General features: G+C 38.2%; 19 protein-coding genes. 8 read left to right on the top strand and 11 right to left on the bottom strand.

The window, feature by feature from the left end; all coding sequences use genetic code 11:
- Positions 1–509: 509 nt before the first annotated feature.
- From ACIQXP_RS22640 to ACIQXP_RS22630, 3 genes are all read right to left on the bottom strand, one after another.
- On the bottom strand, positions 510–1,463 hold the full coding sequence (locus tag ACIQXP_RS22640; protein WP_090979618.1) for an MlaD family protein: 954 nt from the start codon (positions 1,461–1,463) through the stop codon (positions 510–512).
- Between the two features lie 167 nt (positions 1,464–1,630).
- Positions 1,631–2,407, bottom strand: a complete 777-nt coding sequence (locus tag ACIQXP_RS22635; RefSeq protein ID WP_387508043.1) for an N-acetylmuramoyl-L-alanine amidase family protein — start codon at positions 2,405–2,407, stop codon at positions 1,631–1,633.
- Between the two features lie 12 nt (positions 2,408–2,419).
- On the bottom strand, positions 2,420–3,283 hold the full coding sequence (locus ACIQXP_RS22630) for an N-acetylmuramoyl-L-alanine amidase family protein (RefSeq protein WP_387508064.1): 864 nt from the start codon (positions 3,281–3,283) through the stop codon (positions 2,420–2,422).
- 164 nt (positions 3,284–3,447) lie between these two features.
- Here ACIQXP_RS22630 and ACIQXP_RS22625 point away from each other — a divergent pair, with 164 nt between their 5' ends.
- The 6 genes from ACIQXP_RS22625 to trxA all read left to right on the top strand — a co-directional run bounded on the left by ACIQXP_RS22625 (position 3,448) and on the right by trxA (position 10,285).
- A complete protein-coding gene (locus tag ACIQXP_RS22625; RefSeq protein WP_387508041.1) occupies positions 3,448–6,018 on the top strand; it encodes a putative LPS assembly protein LptD in 2,571 nt (856 codons plus the stop codon).
- 4 nt (positions 6,019–6,022) lie between these two features.
- Positions 6,023–7,267 (top strand): competence/damage-inducible protein A, encoded by a 1,245-nt coding sequence (locus ACIQXP_RS22620; protein WP_387508039.1) that lies wholly within the window; start codon positions 6,023–6,025, stop codon positions 7,265–7,267.
- Positions 7,268–7,323: 56 nt separating this feature from the next.
- Positions 7,324–8,682, top strand: a complete 1,359-nt coding sequence (locus tag ACIQXP_RS22615; RefSeq protein WP_387508037.1) for a dihydrolipoamide acetyltransferase family protein — start codon at positions 7,324–7,326, stop codon at positions 8,680–8,682.
- An 81-nt stretch (positions 8,683–8,763) separates the two neighbouring features.
- Positions 8,764–9,378, top strand: a complete 615-nt coding sequence (locus ACIQXP_RS22610; protein ID WP_387508035.1) for a hypothetical protein — start codon at positions 8,764–8,766, stop codon at positions 9,376–9,378.
- Between the two features lie 26 nt (positions 9,379–9,404).
- On the top strand, positions 9,405–9,959 hold the full coding sequence (locus ACIQXP_RS22605; RefSeq protein WP_293741938.1) for a hypothetical protein: 555 nt from the start codon (positions 9,405–9,407) through the stop codon (positions 9,957–9,959).
- Positions 9,960–9,988: 29 nt separating this feature from the next.
- A complete protein-coding gene (gene trxA, locus ACIQXP_RS22600) occupies positions 9,989–10,285 on the top strand; it encodes a thioredoxin (RefSeq protein ID WP_293741939.1) in 297 nt (98 codons plus the stop codon).
- Here trxA and pdeM read toward each other — a convergent pair.
- From pdeM to ACIQXP_RS22580, 4 genes are all read right to left on the bottom strand, one after another.
- On the bottom strand, positions 10,282–10,920 hold the full coding sequence (pdeM, locus tag ACIQXP_RS22595) for a ligase-associated DNA damage response endonuclease PdeM (protein ID WP_387508033.1): 639 nt from the start codon (positions 10,918–10,920) through the stop codon (positions 10,282–10,284). The genes trxA and pdeM overlap by 4 nt on opposite strands.
- 72 nt (positions 10,921–10,992) lie before the next feature.
- Positions 10,993–13,470 (bottom strand): ligase-associated DNA damage response DEXH box helicase, encoded by a 2,478-nt coding sequence (locus tag ACIQXP_RS22590; protein WP_387508031.1) that lies wholly within the window; start codon positions 13,468–13,470, stop codon positions 10,993–10,995.
- A 191-nt stretch (positions 13,471–13,661) separates the two neighbouring features.
- Complete coding sequence (locus ACIQXP_RS22585; protein WP_387508029.1) at positions 13,662–15,251, bottom strand: ATP-dependent DNA ligase; 1,590 nt, start codon at positions 15,249–15,251, stop codon at positions 13,662–13,664.
- Entirely contained in the window at positions 15,248–16,282 is a 1,035-nt protein-coding gene (locus ACIQXP_RS22580; RefSeq protein ID WP_387508027.1) for a ligase-associated DNA damage response exonuclease, read from the bottom strand. Before ACIQXP_RS22580 ends, ACIQXP_RS22585 begins: the two co-directional genes overlap by 4 nt.
- A 182-nt stretch (positions 16,283–16,464) precedes the next feature.
- Here ACIQXP_RS22580 and ACIQXP_RS22575 point away from each other — a divergent pair, with 182 nt between their 5' ends.
- Positions 16,465–17,076, top strand: a complete 612-nt coding sequence (locus ACIQXP_RS22575; protein ID WP_090979592.1) for a SatD family protein — start codon at positions 16,465–16,467, stop codon at positions 17,074–17,076.
- Positions 17,076–17,786, top strand: coding sequence for a DUF3307 domain-containing protein (locus tag ACIQXP_RS22570; RefSeq protein ID WP_293741944.1), 711 nt, complete (start codon positions 17,076–17,078; stop codon positions 17,784–17,786). Before ACIQXP_RS22575 ends, ACIQXP_RS22570 begins: the two co-directional genes overlap by 1 nt.
- 31 nt (positions 17,787–17,817) lie before the next feature.
- Here the strand turns inward: ACIQXP_RS22570 and ACIQXP_RS22565 are convergent, their stop codons facing one another.
- The 4 genes from ACIQXP_RS22565 to ACIQXP_RS22550 all read right to left on the bottom strand — a co-directional run bounded on the left by ACIQXP_RS22565 (position 17,818) and on the right by ACIQXP_RS22550 (position 23,620).
- On the bottom strand, positions 17,818–19,986 hold the full coding sequence (locus tag ACIQXP_RS22565) for a S9 family peptidase (RefSeq protein ID WP_293741945.1): 2,169 nt from the start codon (positions 19,984–19,986) through the stop codon (positions 17,818–17,820).
- Between the two features lie 98 nt (positions 19,987–20,084).
- A complete protein-coding gene (locus ACIQXP_RS22560; RefSeq protein WP_090979586.1) occupies positions 20,085–20,732 on the bottom strand; it encodes a DUF4412 domain-containing protein in 648 nt (215 codons plus the stop codon).
- A 22-nt stretch (positions 20,733–20,754) separates the two neighbouring features.
- The gene (locus ACIQXP_RS22555) at positions 20,755–21,531 is read right to left on the bottom strand and encodes an enoyl-CoA hydratase/isomerase family protein (RefSeq protein ID WP_387508024.1); all 777 of its coding nucleotides are present in this window, start codon (positions 21,529–21,531) and stop codon (positions 20,755–20,757) included.
- A gap of 1 nt (position 21,532) precedes the next feature.
- The gene (locus ACIQXP_RS22550; protein ID WP_387508022.1) at positions 21,533–23,620 is read right to left on the bottom strand and encodes a ComEC/Rec2 family competence protein; all 2,088 of its coding nucleotides are present in this window, start codon (positions 23,618–23,620) and stop codon (positions 21,533–21,535) included.

Here is a 23,620-nt window from a genome sequence, read left to right as displayed (position 1 = left end):
AGACCTTTTACGGTGTTCAGGATGACAGATGGCCAGCTACTTGAGTACTTGTATGCTATGTTTATTCTTTGTGCTCCTCTGTGGTAAAAACATTTGCGGATGCATTGATGAAATTCTTCAGTTTAACCACATAAGAAACAGAGGAAGTGAACAGCGCAAACAGAGAGGGTAAGAAAGTTAATTATTCTTATGTGCTGCCGTCATTTTAAAGTTGCGTCTTTGCGACCTATCTCTGCGCGCTTTGAGGTTAAAAAAATACACTGTGTCAATACCTCTCAGTTTACGCTGTGTTTATTCTCAATGTACTCTGTAGTAAAAAAATAGGAAACTATATATATCAACCTCTAATTTATGGTTTTAAGATCCTTCACTTCGTTCAGGATGACAGATGAGCATTCCGCTTCACTTGTACGCTGTGCTTTGGCAAAAAGAGTAAATTGTAATTTATTTCAACTACAAAAAAGCCTTGCAATTTACACTGCAAGGCTTCCTGAATTATAAAATTAAATTTACTTATCTTTTTTATTACCGCCACCAAATACAGAGAAGTGAACATAACGTTTAGGGTTAGCTTTTAAATCGATCATCAGTTCATCCAGATTTTTTGAAGCATTATTTAAATTCTGATACATTTTATCATCATTCAATAACAAGCCTAAACTGCCTTTTCCACTTTTAATTCCCGATATTACGCTTTGTAGATCAGCAATTGCATTATTTGCATTATCTAATGTCTGTTTAAAGTTAGCTGCTGCAAACTTATCGGTAACCGTATTGATATTCGTTAGGATATCACTTATTTTTTGATTGTTGTTATTTAAGTTGGCTGTAATACCTTCAACGTTTTTGAAGATGGCTTCAATACGGGCGCTTTCTGAACCAACCAGACCATCAACTTTTTTAGAAGTTGTTTCCAAAGATGCTAATGTACCTGCTATGCTATTAAAGCTTCTATCAACATTTTTTTGGAAGTTAGGATTTAGGATAGAATTCACACTACTCAAGATAGAGTCCATCTTACCAATAATTAACTCCGCTTTCTTTTGAACCGGTTGAACCTGTTCCATCAGGCCTTTTTCAACATTGGCATTTAAAGTGTATCCATCTTCGGCCATTTTTTTAGAATCACCTAACGACATTACAATAGCTTTGCTTCCCAACAAATCTGTACCTTCTAAACGGGCAATACTATTTTCAGGAATTTCATATTTGCTATTGATGCTTAAGGTAGCAATGATGCTACCATCTCCCTGTAATTCCAGTTTAGCTACCCGGCCAATCTGATAACCATTAATAAGTACAGGTTTTGATACCGTTAAACCATCAACCCTTGTGTATTTTGCAAATAATGTGGTTTCATTTGAGAAAATTGAATTTCCTTTTAAAAAGTTATATCCAATTATCAATAAAGCAATGGCAAATGCAGCTAAAATACCTACTTTGGTTTCGTTCTTAATCTTCATGAGTGTTTTATTTAATGGTTACAAGTGTTGAAGTATTACTTCTTCGCTTGCAAGAGCGTAAATGTTTTATTGTACCAAACCCTATAAATACACAAAGGCGGCACTATTTGTTTGGTATCTGTTTTATATTTTTCCAAAGTTAAGATAACTATCACTTATAATGCCAGTTATTTAACCTCAATATTTTTTTTGTATGTTTTTATGGCTTCCAAAATAGAACTGGCAATCTCATTCTGCCCATTTTGTGAGTTAATGTATTTTTCTTCCTCGGTATTTGAAATAAAGCCTACTTCTGTTAAAACGGCAGGCATGCCACAGCGTTGCAATACTAAAACCCCCTGTTCTTTAACCCCACGGCTCATTCGTTCATCCCTTTTGATGTAACTGTTCTGTATTAATTTGGCAAATTTAATGCTTTTGTCTCTAAAGGTATTTTTTAAAAGCGAAAAAAGAATAAAACTGCTGGGGTTATTGGGATCATAACCATCATATTTACTTTTGTAATTCTTCTCCAATTTGATATCGGCATTTTCCCTGATGGCTGCATCTTGTTCCTTTAACCGGTGCGAACCCGCCACAAGTGTTTCTACCCCTTTGATATGTTTGTTGCCTGGTGGCATCGAATTACAGTGGATCGATATAAAAAGATCTGCATTGGCTTCATTAGCTATTTCTGCACGTTTGTATAAATCAACATCTACATCGGTTTTGCGCGTAAAAATGACTTTAATTTCAGGCATTTCGTCGTTTAATAACGCACCTAATTTTAATGCTACTTTCAGGGCTATATCTTTTTCTTTCGAAAAACTACCTGATGCGCCGGGTTTTCTTCCGCCATGACCAGGGTCGATAACAATTGTTTTGATCTTATAGCCCTGAGCGGGTGCTTTTTGACCAGCCAGTAACGAAAATAAGATGATTGTGATCAGCAGTTTAAACTTCATGCAGGCAGGTTATTAAAATGATGTTTCAGCTATACGTTTATAATTTTTAATTGCTTTAACAATTCCACTTACAATTTCATTTTGCCCCTCAGGAGAATTCATGTAATCTTCTTCTTCAGGGTTACTCACAAAACCTATCTCTGTTAATACCGCAGGCATTGCTGCACGCGCCAATACCGCAAGGCTTTTTTCCTGTACCCCTCTGTTGATGCGGCCGGCATTTACATATTCCTGTTGAAGCAATGACGCAAACTTTAAACTTCTTTCTCTGTTTGTTTGTTTCATTAGGGATAACATAATGTCACTTTCAGGGGTATTCGCGATAAATCCCTCATAGTTTTTCTGATAATTCTCTTCCAGAAACATCGATGCATTTTCCCGTTTTATTACTTCATCCTGCTCCCCTAAACGGCCCGTTCCGGACACAAAAGTTTCAGTTCCCCTCGTTGAAGTACTTTTAGAGGTAACCGTACGGTAAACCGGTACTTTTCTGCCTCTCACTTTTCTATAATAATCTACCACTCTGGATACCCTAACCGGCATATCATTTAAGTGAATGGAAATAAATAAATCTGCCTTTGCATTATTTGCGATGTTGATCCGCTCATAAAGCGGAATAAACACATCAGTCTCACGGGTATAAATCACTTTAATATCTTTTAAGCTATCCTGAAGTGCACGACCAAGGTTTAACGCGGTTTTAAGCGCCACATCTTTTTCCTTTGAATACACCCCGTGAGTTGCACCGTCTTTACCACCGTGACCGGCATCTATCACAATTGTTTTAATTTTATAACCCTGTGCAAGCACTTGATTATCAGCTAAATTTGATAGCGTCAGATAAATAATAATGGTTAAAATGGATTTAAGATACATCAATGGTATATTTTTCACTAATTTTGAACGTTTTTGATTAAACATTTGTGCAAAAATAACATTCAAATACGAATTTGAAACCCCTCAAGAGCTCTATTTTTCTAATATCTGTCATTTTATTAACACATGTTGTTAGTAAAGCTAACGCATTTTCTCGTTTTTCATTGCAACAGATCGTTCAGCAAGACACTGTCAAAAAAGATTCAGTTAAAAAGACAGGTAAAAATAATAGTAGTATCGACCAGAAGGTTGAATACAAAGCCGAAGATTCCGTTAAGATGAGCGCTGACAAAAGCATTGTCTATTTGTATGGGAACGCAAGGGTGGTTTATGGTGATTTTGAGCTGGATGCGGCTTATATCAAATATGATAAAAAGCAAAATTCTATTTATGCCCGTGGTGTTAAAGATCCAAAAACCGGTAGGTATACCGGAAAACCTATCTTTAAATCCGGTGCTGAAGGTACTGCGATTGCCGATTCTATTTTTTACAATTCAGAAACAACCCGGGCCAAAGTATATGGCGTTTTTTCTGAACAGGAGGGCGGCTTTTTCTCCGGTGGGCAAAGTAAAAAGCAGATAGATGATGAACTACACGTTAAAAACGTGATGTACAGCACCTGTAACCTTCCTCATCCGCATTTTGGATTGATGATTTCAAAAGGGGTAGTAACAGAAAAACAGATCATTACCGGTCCGGTTTACATGATTATTGAAGATGTTCCCACCTTTTTGGGTTTGCCGTTTGCATTTTTTCCTAAACCGAATAAACGAACGTCGGGGGTTATCCTGCCTACACCGGGTGAAGATGCAACGAGGGGCTTTTTTTTGCAAAACGGGGGGTATTATCTTGGATTAAATGATTATTGGGATGCTAAACTTCTCGGTTCTATTTATACCAACGGTTCTTACGAAACAAGTTTACTCAGTAACTACACCAAAAGATATAAGTTTAACGGTAATATTAACCTAGCTTACGCTAGCTTTAAAGATGGTTTGGAAGGGACTGATGCATTTAACAATCCGACCAAAAACTTCAGTATTAACTGGAGCCACAGTCAAAATGCCAATGCCAACCCAGGTACAACGTTCAGCGCAAGTGTAAGACTGGTTTCAACAGGAAGAAAGGGATATTATAGAAATACAGCAGCCGGGACTACTTATGATATTAATACCATCGCCACTAACTCAACAAGTAGTAGCATCAGTTATGCAAAGGCCTATTCAAACGGTATGAATTTCTCCCTGGCTGCATCAAGTGACCAAACCTTAAGTACCAGGGCGATATCGCTTAGACTGCCGGAAATGACCTTTAACGTGCCTACTTTTAATCCATTTAGTTCTAAAAGCGCTGTTGGCGAACAAAAATGGTATCAAAAAATTACAGTGGGTTATAGTTTACAAGGAACAAACCGTATCGACACTTTTGATAGTTTGCTGTTTCAAAATGATGGTTTAAAACGGCTGAGAAGCGGCTTTGCACACAGTATACCTTTAAATATGTCGTTTACAGCCCTGAAATACCTTAATTTTAGTCTGGGCGGTACCTATAACGAAGTATGGAATTTTCAGAGTGTGAACAGAAGATATACGAGTTTTGCCGATAATACTTTTTCTTTCAGGGAAGATACTGTTAGTGGTTTTAAAAGAGCCGGTAGTTATAGCTTATCAACAAGTATGTCGACGAAAATATATGGCAGAAGGGATTTTAATCCTGCAGGTAAGATTCAGGCATTGCGTCATGTAGTGACTCCAAACGTATCTTTTTCTTATTCACCAGATTTTACAAAAGCAGGTGCCGGACCTTTCCGCCCGGCAATAGATCAGAATGGAAATCAGATTTACACCAGTGGACAGCCTTTAAAATATTCTATTTTTGATGGCATGGCGCAGCAAGGCTCGTTTGGCGGTCCTAATGCATCTATCGGTTTTGGTCTGGATAATACGGTAGAATTAAAGGTGAGAAATAAGAATGATACAACCGGAACAGGTTCAAAAAAAATCCCTATCATTCAAGGTTTGAGTTTTAGTGGCTCGTATAATTTTCTGGCTACATCTTATAAGTTGTCTACAATTGGTTTTAGCGGACGGTCTCAGTTCACCGATAAATTAGGGATAAACTATAACGGAACGTTAGATCCATATTCGCTAGCGGCTGATACTATACCAGGTTCTACACGCCGGATCAGACAAGATCGTTATTTCTGGCAAAGTGGTAAATTTTTGCCGCGCCTGGCCAATTTTGGTTTTTCATTCGACTATAGTTTAAATCCGGAGGCTTTGAAACGTAAAAATGAGGCTAATGACAAACTAGGGGCGGCGGCCAACAAAAAGGGACTAACGGATATACAGTCTGAACAGTTAGCTGCTATCAGCCGTGATCCGAATGCATTCGTTGATTTTAACATTCCCTGGAATTTTTCATTCTCCTACAGTTTTCAATATTCAAATGATGGAAACATTAATACCGTTTCGAATACATTAAACTTTAATGGTGATGTTAATTTAACACCAAAATGGAAGGTTACTTTTAATTCAGGATACGATTTTAAGAACAATGGTTTAACGCCTATGAATTTGGCTATTTACCGCGATTTACATTGCTGGGATATGAGTGTAAACTGGGTTCCGTATGGTGCTTATAAAAGTTATTCCGTAACCATAAAGGTTAAGGCATCTATATTACAGGACTTAAAATTGAGCAAAAGACAGGGTTTTTACAACACATACCGATAAATTTATGCTAGCCGAAATTATTACCATTGGCGATGAGATACTCATCGGCCAGATCGTTGATACCAATTCTGCATGGATGGCTAAACAGTTAAATTTAATTGGGGTTGCCGTTAAGCAGATTACCTCAGTTTCTGATGACGAACAGCATATTTTAGAAGCACTCGAACTTGCTGAAAAACGTGCAGATCTGATATTAATTACCGGTGGCCTCGGACCAACCAAAGATGACATTACTAAAAAAACTTTGGCAAAGTATTTTAATATGGGCTTCCGCAATGACCCCGCTGCATTGGAAATGGTCCGTCAGATTTTCGAAAAATACAAGCGCCCGTTATTGGATATCAATATACAGCAAGCCGATGTTCCTGACGGATGTGAAGTGATTGTAAATAAACATGGTACCGCACCCTGTATGTGGTTTGAACAAAACAATACGATTTTTGTATCAATGCCGGGCGTACCTTATGAGATGATGTATCTCATGGATGACGAGATTCTTCCAAGGATTACAAAGCGATTTAAGCTGCCGTTTATTGTACATAAAACCATCCTCACCGCAAATATCGGAGAATCATTTCTGGCAAAAGAGATTGAAGAAATAGAGGATAACCTGCCGACCCATATCAAACTGGCCTATCTGCCAAAATTGGGGCAAGTTCGCTTACGCTTATCGGCCAAAGGCCATAACGAAGCAGAGTTGAATAAAGAAGTTGAGAATTACGCCAGGCAGATCATTTCTAAAGTGAATAAGTTTGTGGTAACGGATGAAGATATTCCAATGGAAAAAGCGATTCTGGATGTGATGAAAAGTAAAGGGCTCACTTTGTCAACAGCTGAAAGCTGTACTGGCGGATATATCGCACATTTAATTACGCAGCATCCCGGATCTTCATCAGTTTATTGGGGCGGGGCAGTTGCGTATGCCTACGAACTTAAGGAATCCATTCTGGGTGTAAAAGAAAGCACTTTAAACACTTTCGGTGCAGTAAGCGAAGAAACCGTAACTGAAATGGCGGAAGGAGCAATTAAACATTTCAAAACGGATTATGCACTTGCAGTAAGTGGTATTGCGGGTCCGGACGGTGGTACAGAAGAAAAACCGGTTGGTACGGTTTGGATTGCAGTTTCTTCAAAACACAAAACGGTAGCTAAGGTGTTTAATTTCAGTAACAAACGGATTCAAAACATCGAACGTTCTGCCGCTTCGGCGTTGGCGATGTTATTAAATCTCCTTAAAGAAACAGTTTAGAAAGAATAAAAACTGTATTTTTGTCGCGTTACCAATATATAATACTGTAATTTAATATGGCTCAATACGAACTACTGTTACCAAAAATGGGTGAAAGTGTTGCAGAAGCAACGGTGATTAAATGGGTAAAACAACCTGGTGATGTTATTGAATTAGACGATACCGTTTTAGAAATCGCTACTGATAAGGTAGATTCAGAGGTGCCGTCGCCGGTTGCCGGTAAATTGGTAAAACAATTATTTGCTGAAGATGAAGTGGCCCAGGTAGGGGATGTAATTGCCATTATCGAAACGGAAGGCGGAGACGCTCCTGAAGTTGAAGTGTCTGTTGCAGAAGAGCCAGTGGCAGAAGAAAAGATCGCTGCTATCCCTGGAATCAAACAACTACCTGACGACAACAGTCCTGCAACCACAACCGATTTCAGCTCATCTGATCGCTTTTATTCTCCTTTGGTGAAGAGTATTGCAGCTCAGGAAAATATTTCTCTGGCAGAATTAGATGCCATTAAAGGTTCTGGTGTTGACGGACGTTTAAATAAAGATGACTTATTGGATTATATTTCCAGGAAAAATGGAGGTACCATAAAAACGGCTACAGTGGAATTAACGCCGCCTCCTCCGCAAGTTTCCGAAGTTGTAGCTAAAAAAGTTGAATCAGCCCCTCAGCCTCCAATTTCAAATAAGCCATCTACCACAAGTGTTAATGGTGCAGATGAGGTTATCGAAATGGATAGAATGCGCAAGCTGATTGCCGATCACATGGTGATGAGCAAAGCAACATCACCGCACGTTACGTCTTTTGTAGAGGCAGATGTTACCAACATGGTATTGTGGCGCAATAAAGTCAAAAACAGTTTCGAGAAACGTGAAAATGAAAAAATAACGTTTACGCCAATATTTGTGGAGGCGGTTGCCAAAGCTATCAAAGATTTCCCGATGATCAATGTTTCGGTTAATGGGAACCAGATCATCAAAAAAGGGAATATCAATATTGGTATGGCCGCAGCTTTACCTAGTGGCAACTTAATTGTTCCGGTAATTAAAAACGCTGATCAGCTAAACCTGGTAGGCTTAACCAAGGCTGTTAACGATCTGGCTGCAAGAGCAAGAAATTCTAAATTAAAACCTGATGAAACACAAGGCGGAACATTTACCTTAACCAATGTAGGTAGTTTTGGGAATGTGATGGGGACGCCGATTATTAACCAACCTCAGGTGGCTATTTTGGCGGTAGGTGCGATCAAAAAGAAACCTGCCGTATTGGAAACCGAGCATGGTGACGTAATTGCGATCAGGCACATGATGTTCTTGTCACTATCATATGATCACAGGGTTGTAGATGGTTCGTTAGGCGGAATGTTTGTGCGTAGGGTGGCAGATTATTTGGAAAGCTGGGATCTAAACAGGGAAATTTAATCATCTCTCAGGGTTCAATTAACGGCTTTCAATTGGTGTAATTCACAAAATTAGAACAACCTAGTAGTTAAACAATCAATAATGTTAGCTTCAAATTTAAAATCAATAGTTTCAGATAATGTATTGCATGCCAAATGGTTAAATACGTTATCTTATATGGAAAATGCAGGTGCGAAGAAGATCTCCGCTTCAGAACATAAAGAAAGTGTAAACCTCATTATTCTTAAACATGCTGCAGAAGAACACCGTCATTCTTACTATTTAAAAAAGCAGATTTCGAAGCTTGATGAGGCTCTCTGTAAAACTTATACCAACGCCGAGCTGTTATCGCCAAATCATACCAAATACTATTTACATGCCTTGGATATTGCAGTTTGTCGCTATTTAAAAGCTGTATTTAATCTTTCAGGTTATGATTTAAAATTCGCTGCATATTTATTCGTTACTTATGCTATTGAAGTACGTGCCGATGAACTGTATCCAATCTATCAGGCAGCTCTTGATGAGGCAAAAAGCAGGGTAAATGTGAAATCTATTATTCTGGAGGAAGAGGGACATCTGGAGGAAATGATGAGCCAATTGGTTAATTTTTCTGATGATTGGGAAAACCATGCAGCTGAAGTCATTAAGATTGAAAAAGCTTTATTTGAAGATTGGGTTACTGCTTTAGCCGCGGAACTTCCTGTAAATGCTTAATTCTATTAGTTTTAAACTGGTAATTAATGAAAAGAATCAGTTTTGCTGAGAAGAATGATAAAAAAGAATTTGTAATCTCCTTAACTAAAAATTGGTTCTTTATTATTGCTTTTGCGCCATTTTTGCTGGTATGGCTAGCTGTTGAACTTTTTTTCCCCATCATAATTCTTGCTAATCTAAAAGCCATAAGCTCATTAAGTATTTGGTTCTTAGGATGGATTGCAATAGGGCTGTTCTTTATTAAAACATGGCTTTGGGAAGTATTTGGCAAGACTATTTTAAGTATTCAAAACGACAAACTCATCATTAAAAAGAAATTTGATTTTATTTCTTCCCCAAAATATATCAGTTTAACAGAAATAACTGATTTAATGATATTGAATAAAGATATAGAAAGCACCAGATATTTTACGAGACCCAATTACTTGTTCTCAACCAATACAAAATCAATCATCTGTAATGATGATTCTTCTAAAATTACTGCAGTAGACCGGATCAATCAGGAAGAGGCAGAACTAATTATCAAAATATTGAGTGAGTCAATAGAAATAGCAAGATTTCATAAAAACCAATCCATTTAACCTTTGTTTCCTTAGTAAATATAATTATCATGTCTAAGTTTTCAGATTTAATTAACGGCGATAAACCAGTGCTGATTGATTTTTTTGCGGAGTGGTGCGGTCCATGCAAAATGATGAAACCGATTCTGGAACAATTAAAATCACAGGTAGGCGACTCGGTATCTATTATTAAAGTAGATATCGATAAAAATCAGCCAGCGGCTTCATCGTTCAATGTTCAGAGCGTTCCTACCTTAATTTTGTTTAAAAAAGGAAAGCAGGTATGGAGGCAAAGTGGCGTATTGCAGGCTTCACAACTGAAACAGGTGATTGATGCCCATGCTTAAACCTCTAGCACACTTTTTGGGGTGACTGCAAATATACGCTCGCTTGTTTTAGGATAGATATTATAGAGTCCGGTAAATAAACTGAACGCAGGTAAAACGGCGTATTCCTTTCCAAAATAGAAGCAAGGAAATTTTAACCTTTGCTTTGCTTTCCCGACTATGGTAACCCCTGGATGTATGTGTCCGCTAATGGGGTACAATTCATCTTCGGTACATTGTGGAGCATCATGGATAAAACAAAACGGCCCCAAACAAACACTGGGTTCATGTATTTCGATGCCCATTGCAGCATAATTCGCGTTCGAAAGCCTGTCGTGATTTCCTTTTACCAATAAAAAATTAAGTTCCTGGTATTGCTTTCTCCAAACAGAAAACTCTTCAACGTCTGTATTTAAACCATGGTGAAACATATCACCATTGATCAGCAATGTTTCAGGCTGATATTGCTTAATTAACCAGCTTAAACGTTGTAAATCTGTCTGGGCAATGGTTGCCGGCACTTGCAAACCGGCCTGACGAAAATGGGCAGATTTGCCCAAATGTAAATCGCTTATTGCTAAAAGCTGATGTTTGGGTAAGAACAAAGCCCTTTCTTTATCTAAAATCAACTCTTCACCCTGGCTTATAATGGTCATTTATTTACGCTATTGTCATCCTGAGCCTGTCGAAGGATTTTTTAATTTTAGACAGGTTACAAGAAAATGTTTTTATCTAATTCTCTCTGCTTCGGCTTTCATTCTGGCAATCCGTTGCTCTAACTCTTCAGAACTCATGTTTTCGCGTAAACTGTCTACTTTAATAGGAAAAGACAGTGGTGTGAAACTTTTTGGATTCGTGATAATAATTGCTCCATTCTGAATTCTTTCTAAAGCGGCTGCCAATCTGGGTTCTTCCAGTTGTTGGTAAAAAACCTCATCGTATGCCTGTCGCAAAAGTAAATTATGTTTATCATAATCGCTAAAAACATTAAAAAACAGACCAGCAGATGACTGGAGGTGTTTATTGGCTACATATTTGCCAGGATAGCCTTGAAAAACGAGTCCGGAGATGCAGGCAATATCTCTGAATTTCCTTCTTGCCATTTCAGTTGAATTGATACTTTGTGTAATATCTTCAGTTAAATTCTTAGGTGAAAAAACTTCGTAGGCAATCGATTCGTCCATAGGAATTTCCGTTTCGCTTAAAAGTTCAAAACCATAATCATTCATGGCAATAGAAAAACTGATAGGCAACAGTTTACTCAGGCGATAGGCCACCAGGGCCGCCAAAACTTCATGTACCAAACGGCCCTCAAAAGGGTAGGCAAAGAGGTGAAACCCTTCTTTATTGTTAATAAGCTCTATCAGTAACTCATTGTTTTTGGGAACATGGGAACGTTTTTCCTGTAATAAAAATAGTGGATAGACCGTATCTAATTCCTCATCCTGATGGGATTTGTCCAGGGCTTCATTATATTTTTTTCTTAAAACTGATCCTAAATTGGAAGATAGGGGTAAGCGACCACCATTCCAGCTAGGAGAGATTGCATTTTTCTGTTTACTCACCCGCACAACAACGGTCATGTCTTTCACCTGAACAAACTCCAGAACCCTTCCGGCTAAGCGGAAATTATCTCCGGCTTTTAACCGGGTGACGAAATATTCTTCTACCATGCCGATATAACCGCCAGAAATGAATTTCACTTTCAACATCGCGTCACTTACAATGGTTCCGATATGTAACCTGTGCCGCATGGCCAGTTGTCTGCTCTTTACTTTCCAAAGTCCGTCTTCATCTTTAATTACTTTTTTGAATTCGGTATAGGCACTTAAACTATCTCCTCCTGAGGTAATAAACTGCATCACCCATGCCCATTCTTCGGGTAAGATCATTTTAAAGGCGTGTGTACCCTTAATTTCTTCATAAATGATTTTATCATCAAATCCATCGCCTATGGCCAGCGTAACCAAATATTGGATCAAGGTATCGAATACCATAATAAAGGGCTCACGGCTCTCAATATTATTGGTTTTGGCCGCCTCTTTAATCGCTGCCGCCTCAACCAGTTCTAAAGCATGGGTTGGTAGAAAATATATTTTAGAGATTTCGTGAGGGGAGTGACCAGAGCGTCCTGCTCTTTGCAAAAACCTGGCAACACCTTTTGGCGATCCTACCTGAACCACTGTATCAACGGGCTTAAAATCTACGCCCAGATCTAACGATGAGGTAGCAATAACGGCTTTGAGCTGCCCGGTATGTAGTGCATCCTCAATCCAGTTGCGGAGTTCAAAATCTATCGATCCATGATGTATGGCAATGCGTCCCGCAAGTTCGGGTTCAATGTTCAGCAAATGCTGGTACCACATTTCCGATTGTCCGCGGGTATTGATAAAAATTAACGTCGTTTTACTTTTCTCTATAATGGGTAAGAGCTTATAAGCGAGCTTTAAACCCAAATGCCCCGCCCAGGGCAATGTATCGATATCATCAGGCAGGATGGATTTGATCTGGATTTTCTTTTCCAGATCGGCTTTAACAATCACTCTTTTTTCTGCTAAATCCGGCGTCAATACATCTAAAGCCTCTTCAATATTTCCGATGGTTGCTGAAATTCCCCAAATCCTCAGGAATTGGTTTTTTTCCAGCTTTTGTAAACCTTTAATACGCGAAACGGCTAACTCAACCAGTACGCCGCGTTTACTGCCCAAAAGTTCGTGCCATTCATCCGCCACAATGCATTTAAGATTGCGGAATAGTGTTGATGAGCCTTTTTGTGCCAGCAAAAGGTGCAGGCTTTCCGGGGTTATCAACAGAATTTCGGGCATCGATTTTTTCTGTTGTACTTTCTCTGCCTGCGAAGTATCGCCATTTCGTACGCCAACGTACCAATCTAATTCCAGTTCCAGTAAAGTTTCGCGCATTGCTCTTGCAATATCTTTGGCTAAAGAACGGAGTGGGGTAATCCAGATCAATTGTAAACGGTCCTTTGCTTTTTTATTATGGGGTGCTGAAGCATTTAAAGCTTCAATGACTACCGCCAAAAAAAGTGAAAATGTTTTTCCAAAACCGGTAGGCGCGTTTACCAAACCACTATAGCCATTAAGATAATACTGCCAGGCATCTTCCTGAAATTGAAAAGGCCTGCGTTTATTTGCCTTTAACCAGGCTTTTATCTTTTTATAACCTTTGGTTTTGGTTTGGTCCATTCTTTTTTTTTCCTTATGATGTTATATTGATCTGTTTTTAGTTTTTTTGAAAAGCAATTGCAGTGATTCTTCGTTTGCAGCAGCCCGGCCATAGGCTTTACCTTATAGCAGCAACTTCTCGGTCTGTGTCACTACCGACCAAAATCTTCAAGCTGATGTAATGGTCTGTAGTGACACAGACCATGGAGATGCTAAAATGTTGATTGCAATAACTGCCTCAAGTCCTCCAAAGTATTAATTTCATCAGCTTTTTTATCTTTTCGCCACCGCAATATACGTGGAAAACGTAAAGCTAAACCTGCCTTATGTCGTTTGCTTTCTGCAATTCCCTCAAACGCAATTTCAAAAACCAGTTCGGGTTTTACAGTGCGTACCGGACCGAATTTTTCAATTGCATTACGGTTTACAAAAGCATTTACTTCTTTAATTTCTTTATCTGTTAAGCCGGAGTAAGCTTTGGCAATCGTCACTAAATTCTCGCCGTCACGAACGGCAAAGGTATAATCAGTAAAAAAATTAGCCCTTCTTCCACTTCCTTTTTGCGCATAAATCATTACTGCATCAACGGTATAGGGGTTAATTTTCCATTTCCACCAATCGCCACGTTTTCTTCCGCTGTGATAGTGAGAATTTAATTTTTTAAGCATAATGCCTTCACTGTTAATAGAACGCGAGGTTTGTCTTAAATCTGCCAACTCCTCCCACGAGCTGCAATTGATCACAGGAGATATCATCACCGGACTTTCGTCTAAACCACCGATCAGTTTTTCTAATGTATTACGCCTTATGCTTAAAGGTTTTTCCCTGAAATCCTTAGCTCCATATTCTAAAATATCGTAAACAAAAAATCCGATGGGTGCATCGTCCAGCTGTTTTTTACTAATCGTTTTCCGGTTTAAACGCTGTTGTAATGTGCTGAATGACAAAACCTGTTTATCTTGTACTGCCAGTATTTCGCCGTCTAAAACTACACCATCAGGCAGAACATTGATCATAAAATGCAATTCGGGAAACTGTTCTGTAACCAGTTCTTCTCCACGGCTCCAGATAAAAAGTTCTCCATTGCGCTTTACAATCTGCCCGCGGATACCATCCCATTTCCATTCGGCCTGCCATTCAGCAATATCGCCTAGTTTTTCGGGCTCTTGCTCCAGTGCATATGCCAGGCAAAAGGGATAAGGCCAGGAATTATCTGTATTTACATGGATGCCATTAATCAGCTCATGAAAAGTAATTTCATAAGGGTTCCATTTCCCCATAATGCTGTGCATAATCTGGGCGCTATCTAAGTTGCTTTGTTTGGCCAAAGCATTCACCAGCATTTTATTGGAAACACCAATCCTGAAATTACCTGAAATCAGTTTGTTAAAGATAAAACGTTCCTGCGTTTCGAGTTTATTCCAGGCACTTAAAATAAAATCTTTTTTGATTTCATCATCTTTACCTTCTAAATCGTGCAAATCTTCAACCCATTTATGTAGTTGAAAGTCAGAGGTATTTTCAGCAGGGGGCAATAGTAAAGCAATGGTTTCGCTTAAATCGCCAACATTAGCGTAGCTTTCAGCAAATAACCATTCTGGTGTTTGGGTAATGTCTATCGCCCAGTATTTCAATAACGCTGATTTAATTGGTCTTTTGGGTTTTTTACCGGTAAATAAGGCAATTACCCATACTTTATCTTGATCATCGGCATAGTTAAAATAATCAACCAGGGACGCGATTTTATCGTTGGTTTTATTGCTCAGTTCGAGCTGCTGGATCAGTTTTGCAAAGCGTTTCATAGTTGTTTATTTTCGTTCTGCCCGGCTAAATCAACTTTGTTTTCTTCATCATCTTCCTGGCCAAACCTGGTTAAAACTTCTGCGGCTTCTATTCCCTCATCATTTAAAAAGCGGCTAAAAGCGGCTGTAAAACCATGAGTAACATATACTTTTTCGGCACCTGTTGCAATAATGGCTTCCATTAAGCCTGGCCAATCTGCATGGTCGCTCAGCGCAAAACCGGCATCAGCACTTTGCCAGCGGCGGTGTGCCCGTACCTGCATCCAGCCAGAACATATACCGGTAACCGGGTGGGATAAATTTTTGATCCAGCGGCTATCGCGCATGGCGGGCGGTACAATTACAATTCCTTTCTGTAACTCGTCTTTTGTGGTTTCAGGTGTAATCCTAATCGTTTTGGGAAGCTTTACACCAGCTTCTATAATCACTTCATTAAGGTTGGCAATGCTGTTATGTACATAAATAGGGGTATTGCCGGCCAGGTTTTTAATTAAACGCTGCGCTTTGCCCAAACTATAGGCAATTAATACACTTGTTTTCTGTTGATTGATGTTATCATTAACCCAGTTCTTTATTCCGTTGAAAACAATTTCCTGTTTTTGCCATTTGTAAACTGGCAGACCAAAAGTGCTTTCTGAAACAAAAGAATGACATTTTACAGCCTCGAATGGTGTGGTGATGCCATCATCTTCAATTTTATAATCACCAGAGATGACGCAAATTTCACCTTTATATTCCAATCGCACCTGTGCAGAGCCAATAATATGTCCGGCCGGAAAAAAAGAAATATTTACGCCATTACGGGTAATGCTTTCTCCATACTCCAGTGTTTCTACGTTTAAATCTTCGCTGATCCTGCGTTTGATGATGGGTTTGGTTAAGGTATGGCAGAGGTAGTATTTATTTCCGAAACGAACATGATCGCTATGGCCATGTGTAGTTACTGCATAATCTACAGGCCACCAGGGGTCTACATAAAAATCGCCCTGCTTACAGTAGATTCCTCTTTTGGTAAATTCTATTAATGCCATAGCTACTTAACAATAAAACCAATGATTAGTTTTGAATGATTATCGGCTAAATACCCGATAATTTGAAATATCGGCTAAATACCCGATAATTTGAAATATCGGCTAAATACCCGATAATTTGAAATATCGGCTAAATACCCGATATTATTTTAAAATATGAATAATAAGTTCGATATTGTAATATGATTTGTATTATAACAGGTGATATTATAGGCTCAAGAAAAATTAAAGACAGCTGGTTATCGGACCTGAAAACGGCCTTAAAAGTAGTTTCTGATCATAGTGGTAAGTGGGAAATTTATCGGGGAGATAGCTTTCAGTTAGAAGTAGGACCAGAAAATGCCATCAAAACCGCGGCCTATTTAAAAGCCTGCATCAAGGTAAATAAACCTGCAGATGTACGAATGGGAATCGGAATTGGAGCAATAAAAACTAAACGTAAAAAACTTTCAGAATCCAGTGGAGATGCTTTTGTGTATTCAGGAGCGGCTTTTGACAGTTTAAAACAGGCTAAGGTTAATTTAGCAGTTAAAACAGATTCTGCTGATTTTGACGAGGAAATTAATGTTTTAATCAAGTTATCGTTGATTGCGATGGATAGTTGGGGTGTTGTAGCTGCCGAAATGGTAAAAATGGCCCTGGAAAATAACGATTTATTGCAGAGCGAACTTGCCGCTATTTCAGGCCGAACGCAATCATCGGTTAGTGAAGCATTAAAACGCGCACATTACAGCGAAATCATGGAAATGGACAGGATTTACCGTAAAAAATTGAACCAAATGATTTTAAAATAATGGACATCTATTTAATCAAACTTATTCTTGCCCATTTAATCGGGGACTTCTTTTTGCAGCCTAATGCCTGGGTAAAAGATAAGGAAAGGAAAAAATTAAAGTCAGGCAAGCTCTATTTGCATGTAATGATCCATGTGGCTTTGATATTTATTGTTTTTTTAAGCTTTGATGTTTGGAAAACAGCATTAACAATAGGTGTAATGCATTTGATTATTGATGCGCTAAAATCCATCTTTCAAACCCATAAAAATGCCCGGATACTGTTTTTTGTTGATCAGGTTTTGCATTTCAGCTCAATTGTAGCTGTATGGCATATTTTCTATAAGGGAAGTTTGAATATTGGTTTTTTAAACCATCTGCACACCTGGGTACTTATTTCAGGCGCCTTATTTTTAACCCTCCCCACATCAATTATCATGAAAGTGATTATTGCTAAATGGATTCCTGATAATCAGCCTGACAGCCCCAAATCGTTGGAGAACGCCGGCAAATACATCGGGATATTGGAAAGGACTTTGATTTTTCTGTTTATTCTTACCAACCATTTTGAGGCCGTTGGTTTTTTACTTGCAGCGAAATCCATATTCCGGTTTGGTGATTTAAAAGAAAAACACGATCTCAAATTAACCGAATATGTACTGATTGGAACTTTGTTAAGCTTTGGTATCGCAATTGTAACGGCCATGCTGATTCAAATGTTTATTGCATAAAAAAAGCAGCCCGAAAGCTGCTTCTAAATTTCTATCTTGCTCCCGGAGGGCAATTTTCTTTTAAAAACTTGGTATAGGTTAAAGATAAATGTTTGCTGGTACCTTCACCTTCAGAAATGCTGTGGGTACGGTTTGGATAACTCATCAGTTGAAAAACCTTTCCGTTTTTAATTAACTCATTAATCAGCATTTCGGCATTTTGATAATGCACATTATCGTCGCCCGTGCCATGGATATACAACAAATTGCCTTTTAGGTTTTTAGCATGTGTAATTGGCGAACCTTTAATGTATGCCTCTTTGCTCGGAAAAGGTGTACCCATATAACGTTCCTGATAAACATTATCATAGGTTAACTGATTACCAACCGCCGCAATAGCAATACCTGTTTTATAAATTTCAGGATATTGGAACATCAGGTTTAATGTAGAAGACCCACCTCCGCTCCATCCCCAAACCGCTACACGGTCTTTATCCATATACGCATGTGTAGCCAATAATTTTTTAGCGGCCATCGCCTGATCGCGGATATTAATTACACCAATATTTTTATAGATGCTTTTACGCCAGGCGCTCCCTTTGGGAACAGGTGCACCTCTGTTATCCATTGAAATATAGATATAACCATCTTTAGCCATATCGCCGTCATATAAATGATTTGTGCCGGCACCGTCAACATCCAGCGCTGTAGCACCTGCAGGCTCACCATATACATAAAATAAAACGGGATACTTTTTATCTGGATTAAAATTATCCGGCTTTTTCATCCACCCATCCATTTCAATTCCATCTTCGGTAGTTACTTTAAAAAACTCAACCTTGTTTTTCGTTACTGATTGTTTCGCCAGTTGCGAAGTAATGCTTCCATCCATTGTAAATGGATTTCCGGTAGTAAAGTTCATCCATTCTGTAATGAATCTAACAACCGAACTGTTATAAGAATGACGGGCAAAAGCCGCATTAGGTGAAATGTCGTAATTGTGGGTACCGGGTAAAACAGATGGTGTAACCTGCTCCAGCTTACCTTTTCCATCCAATTTGGTTTTAAAGAGATATTTCTGGGTTGCATTTGTTGGCGAGGCCAGAAAATAAACCTGGTTATTTTTTACATCAATCAGTTTTACATCAATTACATCATAATTACCTTTTGTAACCAATGTTTCTTTCTTCCCATCCAAACTAATCCTGTACAGGTGGTTCCAGCCATCTTTATCCGATACAATGGTAAACTCTTTGTTATCGTTTAACCATTTCCATTCATCCTGTGCATCAATCCAGGCTTTGGCTTTCTCGGTATAAACAGCTTTTGCTGATCCTGTAGCTGCATTACAGATAAATACGATACTTTCATTCTGCTCACGGTTAAGCTGCTGTAAAATAATATTGTTACTGTTGGGTACCCACTGCATGCGTGGAATATAGTGCTGGATATTATCACCAGGAACATCTAGCCAGTTGGTTTTGGCTGTTGCAATATCAACTACGCCAACTTTGCAGGCAGATGGGTTTTGACCCACCTTTGGATATTCTACAGGAATGGTAAATGGATAAATAGAATCGGTATTATTGATCATTAAGAAATTTTTGATCTTGGTTGCATCCAGCTGCCAATATGCGATAGATTTACCATCCGGACTCCATCTAAAGCCATCCCGGCAATCAAATTCTTCTTCATAAACCCAATCGAAAGTACCATTAATCATGCGTTCTGTACCATCAGTTGTTAAAGCTTTGGCCCCGGTACCATCAACATTCTCTACATATAGGTTATGTTTGCTTACATAGGCTACTTTGCTGCCATCAGGCGATAATTTAGCAAACATTAATGATGAGGCTGGTTTGTCTTTCCCAATCTGGGTAATCTTATTCGCGGTTAAATCTGCCAGCCAATAATCACCACGGGTATCGTAACGCCAAACTTTTTTACTGTTGGTGTAGATTAATGCTTTTGTACCATCGTCAGACAGTTGAAAACTCCTTACCGGAATGGCATTAGCTTTTCCGGCAGGTGTTAACAGTGCCCTGGATATGACTGTTTTTCTATCACCTTTAGGGAGGGTAACCGAAATAATTTCTCCATTTGCAATCTGATAGTAGGAATTACCGTCTTTTGCCCAGTTGATATTTTGAGCTTTTGCATCAACAAGCGAACAAAATGCTATACAAGCAACTGATAATCTGAATAATAATTTTTTAATCATATATAATTTTTGGACATAAAAAAAGCTTTTTAACTTTCGGGCTAATTTAAATAAAAAGCCTGCAGTTAAAAAGCTGTAAATTACCTTGAATTGGTTAATTATTCACCACCACCTTGCATGGCTTTCAAATCTTCCATAGTTACTACTTCATAACCGGCAGGCACTTCAGTATTAATGGCGCCAACTTTGGCTTCAGAAAGAGATTTTAAAACCAGGTCTGAATTTACACCGTTAATTAATGCAGAATATTTTACAGGAAGTGCACCCAAGCCTTTAAATAGGCCTCCACTTGTAATTGCAGCAATATCAACATCTTTTGTTGCCCATAATTCATGCGCTCCGCCTTTGTCGTCTTTGTAGGTGTACTTTTCTGCATTAAATCCGGCAATGGTCTGTTTTTCGCCAGTTGCTTTATAATCAGAATATTTTGGCATCAAAGCTTCCTGTGCTTCTGTTTCTGCTTTGCTCACCTTTACCGCAAACTGTTTTTGAGCTACCGGAACATCAATCAATAATAATCCGGTTTTATCCGCTGTATTCGAAATGATATTTACCAGGGCGGGGCCATTTTCAATTTCGATTTTAGTTAGGTTGCCATTAAATTTAGTTTTAACTTCAGTTGTGGTACCGTTTGCCGTTACAGCAAATACTAAAGTACCTTCAGCAACTTTCTTTTGTGCATGGGCAATTATAGCTGTACTCACCAAGATTAAAGCTACAATGCTGGTTTTGATTGATTTGAACATGTTTTTATTGTTGTTAAGTTATTTACCAATTAATTTTTTCTTTATTTAAAAATGAGGAAATCCCTTTTTTAAAATCCTCACTTTCTCTTACCCTCGCATTAATCTGTACTGCAATTTCCAAACTCTTTTCTAAGTACGGATTAACCGTTTGGGTAATCAGTTGTTTGGTAATCATTAATGAATTACCAGAACTTCCGTTACACAAACTTAGTGCAAATTCTCTTGCTTTTTGATGGATATCGGAAGAATTTGTTACAAAATTTATCAAATTATATTTTAATGCCTGCTCGGCAGAGAAAATTTTTCCGGTGAGTAAAATTTCCTTGGCGATGGATTCGCTTACCTTCTGTTTTAAAAAACAGGAAACTATGGCAGGCACAAAACCGATTTTTACTTCGGTATAACCAAAATTACTTTCAGGAGTGGCAAAAATAATATCACATATGGTTGCCAGGCCGCAGCCACCGGCAATAGCATGTCCCTCAACCTGGGCAATAACTACCTTTGGCAGATAGTAAATCGTAGTAAAAAGTTTTTTTAGATGATTGGAATCGGCTACGTTTTCTTCAAATGTATTGTACTGTAATTGCTGAAGATAGGCTAAGTCGGCACCGGCACTAAATGCATCACCATTTGCTTTTAATATCACCACTTTTACCAGATCATCTTCTGATGCCCTTATAAATGCAGCAGTTAACTCAGCAATGAGTTTTGGGTTTAGCGCATTTCTCTTTTCGGGCCTGTTGATAGTTATTGTTGCTATTCGTTCAGCAACCTGATATAAAACCAGATTTTTCATGTTATCGGCTTAGTTGCACCAAATATGCTTTATTTTTCTTTAAAACATATACATCTATATTATTATTCTCGAATTCTTTTTTAAAGATCCGAATTTTATAATCTTTATTGGTCGCATCTATTATCGCCGTTTTATATGTAATACCTCGGTGTATTTTTGCAAAATTAAATTTTGTATTTCCACTTATCCAGATGCTAGAAAAGCTGGCATTTCCATTGATTTCTTTATCATTCAAATCTTCACCAACCAAGAGCATTTTATATTGAAAAAAGGCAATCTGATTGTTGTTTGATACGAAGCGCTTTAAAACAGTATCTTTTTTTAAACTTATAAAATGTATTTTATCTACTTGCAGCTGAGCTAATGCAGGTTCAACCGAGAAGGTATAGTTTTTATCTTCACGATTTAAATCCGAAACCAAAACAGCTTGCTTTCCATCAATAAAGGCGGCCGCATAATTTTTTCTCAACGAAAAGAAAATAATTTTCCGCTGCTGAAAAACCATCAGGTCATCGCGCAAAAGCAAAAGTTGATAACAGACAAATAAGAATAAAGAGCCAAATAAAAATCGCTTGTTAAGTTTTGTCAATGCATAAATGAACATGCCCAGCGAGCAAGTCAATAACACAAATTCTGGCAGATCAATCCATATGGATGAAAAGCTGGCGTATGGCAAATTGGCGATCCAGTTTAGCACTGCATTTGTAAAATTTATAATCCATTCGAATACCGGAGCCAGAAATCCGAATGATGGGATTAATACAGCAATCCCTAAATACATCATTAATATTAGCGGAATGGTTATGAAAAGATTAGCAAATAAAAAATAAAGGGGGAATTGATGAAAATAATAGATACTCAATGGAAATGTGACTATTTGCGCAGCAAGAGACATAGATGTCAAACTCCATAGTTTATCCAACCAACCACTATCAGTGTAGAGAAGCTTGTATATTTTTGGCTGAAGATAAATCAGGCCAAATACGGCGAGATAGGAAAGTTGAAAGCCCACATCCCAGATTAAAAATGGATTGTAAACGATTTGACAAAATGCCGAAAAGGCTAATACATTGTAACTATTGGTTTTCTTCGATAAAACTTTGGCAGCGATTAAAATACTGATCATGATGGCTGAACGGACGACAGAGGGCGATAAACCGGTCATCAAGGCATATCCCCAGATCAAGGTGCAGATGAACATCAGTTTCACTATTCTTAACGTCCGGTTATTGTTCAAGAAGAAAAAAATAAAATTCAAAATGACATAGATGATGGCTACATGCGCCCCTGAAACGGATAAAGCATGAATGGTTCCTGTTTTGGAGTAAGCCGACAACGTTTCTTTACTTAAATCAGCACGGTATCCTAAAATAAGGGTAGAGGCCACGGCAAAAGCCTCATCACTTTTAATCAAACTTCTATATTTTGCAACTTGCCTTTCCCTTAAGCTTAAGGCTATCTTTTTGATCGGATTGCCAACGTTGTTTTTGGTGCTAATCATGTGATCCTGATCTATAAATGCCTGATGATAAATATGCTGACTGGCAAGCCAAGCTTTAAAGTCAAATTCTGCAGGGTTGTGTGGAGGTTCTATTTCGGTGTATCTAACTGAGATCATCATTTCATCGCCGTATTTTATCATGAGGGGTTTCAGACTATCTAATTTGACGTTCAGCAACAATTGGCCTGATGCATTGATCTGCTTATCTTTCCGATATCCTGATAGTATTTCAACCTTTAAGCGTACAATATCATGATTCTGTTGAGGTTCGCTATTTACCCAAACTTTAAATTGATTACACCTGGTGTTTGCAAAGTAGTTTTGTTTTAATCTTTCATTTTTGAGCAGGCAAAATAAGCCACCAAGGCTGAAGAAAAAAATGTAAATTAAAAAACCAACGGTGCCTTTGTAACGGTATACATTGTATTTTTTATAAACAACATTTAAGAATAAGAGTCCTGTTAAAATAGTGAATACAATTATGATCAAGGATTTAACAGATGTCAATGCCGGGAAATAATAAAAAATACAGACACCCAGAATAAAAGGCAAGAGGATTCTGGCAAAAATATATTCCGTTTTAAACAT

This window comes from Pedobacter suwonensis, from assembly GCF_044762335.1.
Lineage (GTDB): Bacteria > Bacteroidota > Bacteroidia > Sphingobacteriales > Sphingobacteriaceae > Pedobacter.
Note: the sequence above shows the minus strand (reverse complement) of the source record. Positions and strands in the feature narration are given on the sequence as shown.

What these genes read in the sequence shown, in the direction of transcription:
- ACIQXP_RS22640 (WP_090979618.1), bottom strand. Translation starts at nt 1,463, where the DNA reads ATGAAGATTAAGAACGAAACCAAAGTAGGTATTTTAGCTGCATTTGCC.
- ACIQXP_RS22635 (WP_387508043.1), bottom strand. Translation starts at nt 2,407, where the DNA reads ATGAAGTTTAAACTGCTGATCACAATCATCTTATTTTCGTTACTGGCT.
- ACIQXP_RS22630 (WP_387508064.1), bottom strand. Translation starts at nt 3,283, where the DNA reads ATGTATCTTAAATCCATTTTAACCATTATTATTTATCTGACGCTATCA.
- ACIQXP_RS22620 (WP_387508039.1), top strand. Translation starts at nt 6,023, where the DNA reads ATGCTAGCCGAAATTATTACCATTGGCGATGAGATACTCATCGGCCAG.
- ACIQXP_RS22615 (WP_387508037.1), top strand. Translation starts at nt 7,324, where the DNA reads ATGGCTCAATACGAACTACTGTTACCAAAAATGGGTGAAAGTGTTGCA.
- ACIQXP_RS22610 (WP_387508035.1), top strand. Translation starts at nt 8,764, where the DNA reads ATGTTAGCTTCAAATTTAAAATCAATAGTTTCAGATAATGTATTGCAT.
- ACIQXP_RS22605 (WP_293741938.1), top strand. Translation starts at nt 9,405, where the DNA reads ATGAAAAGAATCAGTTTTGCTGAGAAGAATGATAAAAAAGAATTTGTA.
- trxA (WP_293741939.1), top strand. Translation starts at nt 9,989, where the DNA reads ATGTCTAAGTTTTCAGATTTAATTAACGGCGATAAACCAGTGCTGATT.
- pdeM (WP_387508033.1), bottom strand. Translation starts at nt 10,920, where the DNA reads ATGACCATTATAAGCCAGGGTGAAGAGTTGATTTTAGATAAAGAAAGG.
- ACIQXP_RS22590 (WP_387508031.1), bottom strand. Translation starts at nt 13,470, where the DNA reads ATGGACCAAACCAAAACCAAAGGTTATAAAAAGATAAAAGCCTGGTTA.
- ACIQXP_RS22585 (WP_387508029.1), bottom strand. Translation starts at nt 15,251, where the DNA reads ATGAAACGCTTTGCAAAACTGATCCAGCAGCTCGAACTGAGCAATAAA.
- ACIQXP_RS22580 (WP_387508027.1), bottom strand. Translation starts at nt 16,282, where the DNA reads ATGGCATTAATAGAATTTACCAAAAGAGGAATCTACTGTAAGCAGGGC.
- ACIQXP_RS22575 (WP_090979592.1), top strand. Translation starts at nt 16,465, where the DNA reads ATGATTTGTATTATAACAGGTGATATTATAGGCTCAAGAAAAATTAAA.
- ACIQXP_RS22570 (WP_293741944.1), top strand. Translation starts at nt 17,076, where the DNA reads ATGGACATCTATTTAATCAAACTTATTCTTGCCCATTTAATCGGGGAC.
- ACIQXP_RS22565 (WP_293741945.1), bottom strand. Translation starts at nt 19,986, where the DNA reads ATGATTAAAAAATTATTATTCAGATTATCAGTTGCTTGTATAGCATTT.
- ACIQXP_RS22560 (WP_090979586.1), bottom strand. Translation starts at nt 20,732, where the DNA reads ATGTTCAAATCAATCAAAACCAGCATTGTAGCTTTAATCTTGGTGAGT.
- ACIQXP_RS22555 (WP_387508024.1), bottom strand. Translation starts at nt 21,531, where the DNA reads ATGAAAAATCTGGTTTTATATCAGGTTGCTGAACGAATAGCAACAATA.
- ACIQXP_RS22550 (WP_387508022.1), bottom strand. Translation starts at nt 23,620, where the DNA reads ATGTTTAAAACGGAATATATTTTTGCCAGAATCCTCTTGCCTTTTATT.